General features: G+C 37.0%; 5 protein-coding genes. 4 read left to right on the forward strand and 1 reads right to left on the reverse strand.

Annotation, left to right across the window (positions count from 1 at the left end):
* The first annotated feature begins 60 nt into the window (after positions 1 to 60).
* Positions 61 to 648, forward strand: a complete 588-nt coding sequence (locus tag A0F92_RS04460; RefSeq protein WP_068242109.1) for a DUF3347 domain-containing protein — start codon at positions 61 to 63, stop codon at positions 646 to 648.
* Between the two features lie 26 nt (positions 649 to 674).
* On the opposite strand, the gene A0F92_RS04465 is transcribed toward A0F92_RS04460, so the two are convergent.
* Positions 675 to 2,114, reverse strand: a complete 1,440-nt coding sequence (locus A0F92_RS04465; RefSeq protein WP_068242110.1) for a hypothetical protein — start codon at positions 2,112 to 2,114, stop codon at positions 675 to 677.
* A gap of 142 nt (positions 2,115 to 2,256) precedes the next feature.
* On the opposite strand from A0F92_RS04465, the gene thrS reads away from it, so the two are divergent.
* From thrS to A0F92_RS04480, 3 genes are all read left to right on the forward strand, one after another.
* Positions 2,257 to 4,194, forward strand: a complete 1,938-nt coding sequence (gene thrS / locus A0F92_RS04470; protein WP_068242112.1) for a threonine--tRNA ligase — start codon at positions 2,257 to 2,259, stop codon at positions 4,192 to 4,194.
* 52 nt (positions 4,195 to 4,246) lie between these two features.
* A complete protein-coding gene (gene infC, locus A0F92_RS04475) occupies positions 4,247 to 4,846 on the forward strand; it encodes a translation initiation factor IF-3 (RefSeq protein ID WP_068242113.1) in 600 nt (199 codons plus the stop codon).
* Positions 4,847 to 5,041: 195 nt separating this feature from the next.
* Positions 5,042 to 7,525 carry a TonB-dependent receptor domain-containing protein gene (locus A0F92_RS04480; RefSeq protein ID WP_068242115.1) on the forward strand — a complete coding sequence of 828 codons (2,484 nt, stop codon included), beginning with the start codon at positions 5,042 to 5,044 and terminating at the stop codon, positions 7,523 to 7,525.
* The last annotated feature ends 211 nt before the right edge of the window (positions 7,526 to 7,736 follow it).

Here is a 7,736-nt window from a genome sequence, read left to right on the forward strand (position 1 = left end):
AGAACTGATTTGCGCAGGTTTACGTAAATTTGATGTATTATTCAGTATAAAATTGATGGTATGAAATTATGGCATTGGGGTTTTGTATGTTATTTTGTTGTAATAGGGTTAGTAGCATGTAATCAAACCGATAAGAAAGTTCCTATTCAGAAAAATACAGATGAGCCACTCATGGTATCGAAACACCAAATAAAATTTGATGCTGCATTTTCGGTGTTTCTGCACCAGTATTATCAATTGTCTGACGGATTGTATCATCAACAAATGAATACTGTGAACAAAGCTGCTACCGATATGATGACTGCTGCCGATAGTTTACCGTTTCAGTTACTGAAAGCAGATACAGTGATTATTGAAACAGCACAACAAAATGTTGCGAACATAAAGGCAGATTTAGCGGGTATGGGTGGTGAACAAAATATGCAGGAAAAATTAAAAGGTTTTGCTGCAGTAAGCCAGGCGTTATATGATTTAATTAGAACCGTTCAATACAGTAAAGAAACAGTATATCATTTTCATTGTTCTACTGTTTTTAATAATGCTGGATCCGATTGGTTAAGTAATCGTTCTGAAATTCAAAATCCATATTTGCCAAAAGCAAAAACTGTTTGTGGTAATTTATTGGATTCATTACAATTTAAACCTTAAAACAAGCTTGCATTTGCATCATTATTTTAATATTTTTCTGCCCGGATGGTTTTGGGTCGGTAAGTAATTAGTACTTTGGCATTGACACCTTCATCAGAAGTAATAAAAATTTCATGCCTTTCATTACCGGCTGTAACTACCATTAATGCGGTATTGGGCGGTACATCGCCTAAATTATTGGCTACTGTAATAATTTCATGTGTTGGATTTTCTTTGCTCAGATGCAAGTATACTGTAATGGGTTTTTCGCTGAGTCTGCCGCTGTTCACCACTAATTGATGGTCATCATATACGGTAATAGTATCATTGTCAATTACGCCATTGTCGTAAAAATCAATTTTAACATCAGGAGAGGAAACAAAAATTTCTCTCACCATTTTGTTTTTCCTTTCCGTTAATTCAGGAGGAATAACAGTGTGTGGCATTACTGAAACAATAGGTTTTGTTGTATCTTTTAAAACCGATTTTGTTTCATTTGGATTGCTTTGTGTAGTGGGTGTTGAAGGTGTTGTTCGATGCAATTGTTGAATCAGCGCATTAATTTGTTCATTTTTGTTAAAATCAGGAACAGGCTTCGTATCAGGAATTTTTTTCAATAAGGCAGTTTTGCTTTTAGGCCCCCAACTTCCATCGGCCACTAAACCCAATGCATGTTGTACTTTTTTTATGTTTTCGATTGAGTCGGTTACTGGCTGAGGAGTGGGTTTTACACTTTCTGTTTTGGTTTTTTGCGTTTTTTGTGCATTTGCTTTTTGTATTTGAATCAGTAGTGCATTTACTTGTTGCTGATTGCTAAAATCAGGATTGGGTTGTGCATTCGGAATTTTTTTCAGTAAAGTTGCTTTACTTGCAGTACCCCATTTGCCATCCGCAACAACACCAAGTGCTTCTTGAATTTTTTTGATATTAATATCGGCAGATGGCATGGTTTCCGTTAATTTTTCGGACTTGTTTTTTTCAACCAACGGATGTTGTTTAAGGAAAGGAGCCGGTTCAAAATCAGACTCCTGTACTTTTTCTAAATACACCATCCCGCTGCCACAATCACTTTTATCTTTTTCACCCATACTGGAATAGGTACCCGATAGGGTTTGCATTTTACCTTCTTTGCTATAATCTAAATAACAGGTCATTAAACAAGGCACTGTTAAATCACCGGCTTTTATTTCCAGCATTTTGGTTTCTTTGATCACCAGATTTTTGGTAGAAGGGGTATATAGGCCCCTGAATTCGGCTTTGCCATAAAATACAGTGGTTTTATATGAGTAGGTAACGCCCTCTAATGCTTTATTGGGCAGTTCATTAATTTGCACTTCATACTTATATCTGTCTTCCACAAACTGTCCGGAAAAGGGGTTGTAATTTTTTTGTATAAAATAGCCTCTCCATATTCCCGTTAATTTTTGTGCCGGGAGCAGTTGGAAATTCAGGCAGAGAAAAAGGCTTAATGCAACAACACGATACATATCTTACAAAGCTAAGTTTCTTAAAGTGGGTGGCAGTATAATAAAGCGTTAAGGTTTTTTTGAGCAATTTATTACAAAAAAAAATCTCTGCTGCCAATTTGTTACCTTTGTGTTTCTCTAAAAAATATATTTAAAATTAAATATGATTGAAATTCGTTTTTCGGATGGTGCAGTGCGGTCTTATCCAAAAGGCACAACTTCATTAGAAATAGCAAAATCTATCAGTGAAGGGTTAGCAAAAAAAGTACTGGCAGCTAAAGTAAATGGTGTAGTTTGGGATGCTACCCGCCCTATTGAAACCGATGCTAGTTTGCAATTACTTACCTGGAATGATACCGATGGCAAACAAACATTCTGGCACTCTTCTGCACACTTAATGGCCGAAGCAGTAGAAAGTATGTTTCCAGGTGTTAAATTTTGGGTAGGCCCGGCCATTGACCATGGATTTTATTATGACATGGATTTGGGCGACAGAAAAATGACGGAAGAGGATTTGCTGGCATTAGAGAAAAAAATGAATGAACTGGCTAAACAGGCCAATGCCTATCAGCGTAAAGCCATACCCAAAGCGGAAGCCATTGCTTATTTTAATGAAAAAGGCGATGAATACAAATTAGACCTTTTGCAAAATTTAAATGACGGCGAAATTACTTTTTATACCCAGGGTAACTTTACCGACCTGTGCCGTGGCCCGCATATTCCCAATACCGGTTTTATTAAAGCCATTAAACTTACCAATATAGCCGGTGCATACTGGAAGGGCGATGAGCATAATAAACAACTAACCAGAGTATATGGTATTACTTTCCCGAATCAGAAAGAATTGGATGAATACTTGGTCATGTTGGAAGAGGCTAAAAAACGCGACCACCGTAAACTGGGGAAGGAATTGAGCATTTTTACAATGGATGATGATGTAGGCCCGGGTTTGCCTTTATGGATGCCCAATGGCACCATCATTATTGAAGAATTAGAAAAATTAGCCAAAGAAACAGAAGAAGAAGCCGGTTACAAAAGGGTAGTTACACCGCACATCGCCAAAGAAAGCATGTATTTAACCAGCGGTCACCTGCCTTATTATGCAGATAGTATGTTCCCGCCAATGGAAATGGATGGAGAGAAATATTATTTAAAGGCCATGAACTGTCCGCATCACCACAAAATTTTTGCTGCGGAACCCAAAAGTTATCGCGATTTGCCTTACCGTATTGCAGAATATGGTACTTGCTATCGATATGAGCAGAGTGGCGAATTATTTGGCCTAATGCGGGTGCGTTGTTTGCATATGAATGATGCACATATTTATTGTACCAAAGAACAGTTTGCTGAAGAATTTAAGGCAGTAAACAATATGTATCTGAAATATTTTGATTTGTTTGGAATAGATAAATATGTGATGCGCTTATCATTGCACGATCCGGCTAAACTGGGGCAGAAATATGTGAATGAACCGCAATTGTGGTTAGAAACCGAAGAAATGGTACGTAAAGTTTTAATAGAAACCAATACACCTTTTATTGAAGTGCCCGATGAAGCTGCCTTTTACGGGCCTAAAATTGATGTACAGATATGGAGTGCCATTGGGCGTGAGTTTACTTTAGCCACCAACCAGGTTGATTTTAATTCAGGAAGAAAATTTTCATTGGCCTACACCACCGCCAATAATGATACAGATATTCCGCTGATTATTCATAGGGCACCTTTAGGTACACATGAGCGATTTATTGGCTTTTTGTTAGAACATTATGCAGGTAAATTTCCGGTATGGCTTGCGCCGCAGCAAGTGGCTGTATTGCCCATTAGCGATAAGTTTGCTGCTTATGCACAGGAAGTAGCACGGCAATTGAAGCAATATCGTGTACGTGCTCAGGTAGATGAACGCAATGAGAAAATAGGAAAGAAAATTCGGGAAGCTGAAATGATGCGGATACCTTATATGCTGGTAGTGGGCGAAAAAGAAATGAATGAAAATATGCTCTCAGTTCGCCGTCAGGGAAAAGGAGATGTAGGCACTTTACCTGTTGAAGCTTTCATAAAAAATATCGTTGCAGAAATATCTAACCGTAAATCTGTTGAATAGCAATATTTAATCATTATTTTTACACTTAAATTTTTAAATCAAACCAGTTTTAATGGCATTACCTTTTAAAAGTAACAGCGGTGGATACGGAGGAAGAATGAATCCCCGCTTTCAAAGACATCAGGAACCTGAACATCGTATTAACGAAAGAATCAGAGCAGCGCAGGTAAGGTTGGTAGGCGATAATGTAACCGTGGGTATTTATCCGTTACAGGAAGCATTGAAAATTGCGGCAGAACAAGAGATGGATTTGGTGGAAATATCGCCCAACGCAGATCCACCGGTTTGTAAAGTAATTGATTACAAAAAATTTCTGTACGAGAAAAAGAAGAAAGAAAAGGAAATGAAAGCCAATGCCAAACAAAGCGAAGTAAAAGAAATTCGCTTTACGCCAGGCACCGATGATCATGATTTCGACTTTAAATCCAAACATGCAGAAAAGTTTTTACAAGATGGCAATAAAGTGAAAGCCTATGTTCAATTTAAAGGAAGGGCTATTCAGTTTAAAGAAAGAGGAGAACTGATATTATTAAAATTTGCTGAAAGACTGGCCGAAATTAGTCAGCCGGAAAGTTTACCCAAATTAGAAGGCAAAAGAATGTTCCTGATGCTTACCCCTAAAACAGCAAAAAAGAAAAAAGAATCTGCATAAATTGTTGCATCATTTTTTTAAGAGGCTGTCTCAAAATTGAGGCCGCCTCTTTTATTTTACATCAGGTTTTTTGATATTCATCAAATAAGTAACACCGCTCATACATTTTAACATACTGCATAGTTTCTATACAGATTTCCTACAGAATACAAGGTTAATTTCGCAATTTATTAGTTGCCTAAATTCTTTTAACTGATGTATAAATTTTTCCTCACTGTTTTATTGTTTATTGTTTCAACACAGGTTCAGGCTTTTGATGATGTTGCGGGCAAAGTAACCGGAAAAGTAATAGATGCTGTAAGCAAACAACCCATTGAATATGCCACCATTACTGTGTTAAATAAAAGCACCAAAAATGTAATTAATGGAACCATTACCGATGGTACAGGTTCTTTTGTAATCAAAGGATTGGCTCCGGGCAATTATATTTTTAAAATACAATCGCTGGGTTATCAGGAATATACCATTAATACAGTTAGTGTACAAAAAAACGCTTCCATCAACTTACCGGTTATTGCATTGGCTAAACAAGAAAATGTACTGCAAGGCGTTACCGTTACTGCAAAAAAGCCTTTGGTTGAAAACAAAATTGATAAAATGGTTTTTAATGCAGAAAAAGACCTTACCTCACAAAGCGGAGTAGCTACTGATTTATTGAAGAAAGTGCCCATGGTTTCAGTAGATGTAGATGGTAATGTACAGTTGGCAGGTAGTTCCAGTATTCAGTTTTTAATTAATGGACGACCTTCTACCGCATTTGGCAATAATATTGCCGATGTATTGCAGGCAATACCTGCCAGCCAGATTAAAAGTATTGAAGTGATTACCAACCCCGGCGCCAAATATGATGCATCCGGATTAGGTGGTATCATTAACATCATTTTAAAAGATAACCATGCAAAAGGCATCAATGGAAATTTGTCATTAACAGCAGGTACTTTATTGCAAAATGGTTCATTTAACCTAACAGCAAGAAAGAAAAATTTTGGTATCAATGCATTTGTAAGCGGCGGTGCCCGTTTAAGATCAACCACTCCCAATACAGTTGACAGAGCATCGATGGATACGCTGAATAAAACCAATGTTGCTTTATTACAATCAGGCACATCACGTTTTACCCGTCATGGCATGCAATCGGGGCTTGGCTTCGACTGGACACTCGATTCAATGAATAATATTTCAGGCGGTGTAAATTATAATTTGTTTGGGTATGCCGGCAGCGGTTTTGTGAACCAAACACAAACCACCACCAATATAATGAACGGTGGCAATGTGTTATCTGACATCACTTCTTTCAGCAACTCAAATGGCGGATTTCATTTTCATAATATTGATGCCAATTTAAATTACAAGAAAACATTTGCAAAGCCCGATCAGGAATTGGATATTTCATTGAATTCCAGTTTTGGACATAATCATGGTTACTCAAACAGCGAGCAGTTTTTAGTACCATCCGATTCAAAGTTTTTTGGAACACAGAACGATAATCCGGGTACCAATAACGTACATGTATTGACGGTAGATTATACACAACCCATTACCTCAAAAATAAAATTTGGAACCGGTGGCAGAGTTACTTTAACCGATATTAACAGCACAGCTTCCATTCTTTCACTCAATAACAATACCGGCAATTATTATTTCGATTCTACACAATCCAACCATCTCAACTACCATCAGCAGGTATATGCTGTTTATAGCGAATTAAGTTTTCCGGTTGGAACTTTGTTTGATGCCAAAGTTGGCGGACGTTACGAAAGAACTGAAATAAACGATTATTATTCCAATGCAATCACCCAGGTAAAAACCCCGGGTTACAATACATTTGTACCCAGTGTTTACTTCATCAGAAAATTAACCGGCAATTCAACTTTAAAAATTAGCTACTCTAAACGAATAGAACGCCCCAGCTATCAGGATTTGAATCCTTTCGTTAATACCAGCGATCCTAAAAATATTTCAACCGGCAATCCTTATTTACAACCCCAAATAGGTAACCGCTATGAGTTGAGTTACAACAAGCAAATTAATAATATAGGTTCGTTCATGATTGCAGCATTTTATCGCACATCAAATCATGATATACAGCCTTATGTGGTTTTTTATCCTGATTATACCGTAGGCGATTCGGTTTTTACAAACGTATCTGTGAGTACTCGACAGAACATTGGCTTGGAGAAAAATATGGGTGTAAATTTATTTGCCAGTATTGATGTGTCTAATGCATTAAACCTGCGTACCAATATGTTTTTTTATGAACGCAATACCATCAACGCATTAGATCCCGGCTATAATTCAAATAGTTTCAATTACCATATTAATTTAAATGCGAGTTACCAGTTTAAACATGATGTAGCAGCAGAAGTATTTGGTAATTTTCGTTCTGCCAGAAATGAAGTACAGGGCAGGTATCCCTCTTTCACTACTTATAGCTTTGCGGTTCGTAAACAATTCTGGAACAAAAAAGGAAGTTTGGCTTTAACAGCAGTAAATGTATTCAGTCAATATCTTGATCAGAGAACGGTTTTAACAGGGCCTAATTTTACCACCAATAATTTAAGACAAATTCCTTTCCGCTCTATTGGACTCAATTTTACTTGGAAATTCGGTAAGTTAGAATTTAAAAAAGACGACAATAATAAGCCAGATTCCGGGGGAAGTGGATTAGACAATGGTTAGTATATGCTACTGAACTGTTGATGTATTTATATTTCCAATTTATCAATCACCATCATAGCATTCAGAATTTATTCCAGGCCACCCTGTAAGCTCCCCCAAAAATAGTACGTTTTATAAGTAGACAAAAAATGTATAACTTTAAAACGTTTAATTATGAAAAAGAGTAGATTCAGTCCCCATCAGATTGCCAGTATTTTAAAAGAGTTCGATC

The sequence above is a fragment of the Hydrotalea flava genome (assembly GCF_001623405.1).
GTDB lineage: Bacteria > Bacteroidota > Bacteroidia > Chitinophagales > Chitinophagaceae > Hydrotalea > Hydrotalea flava.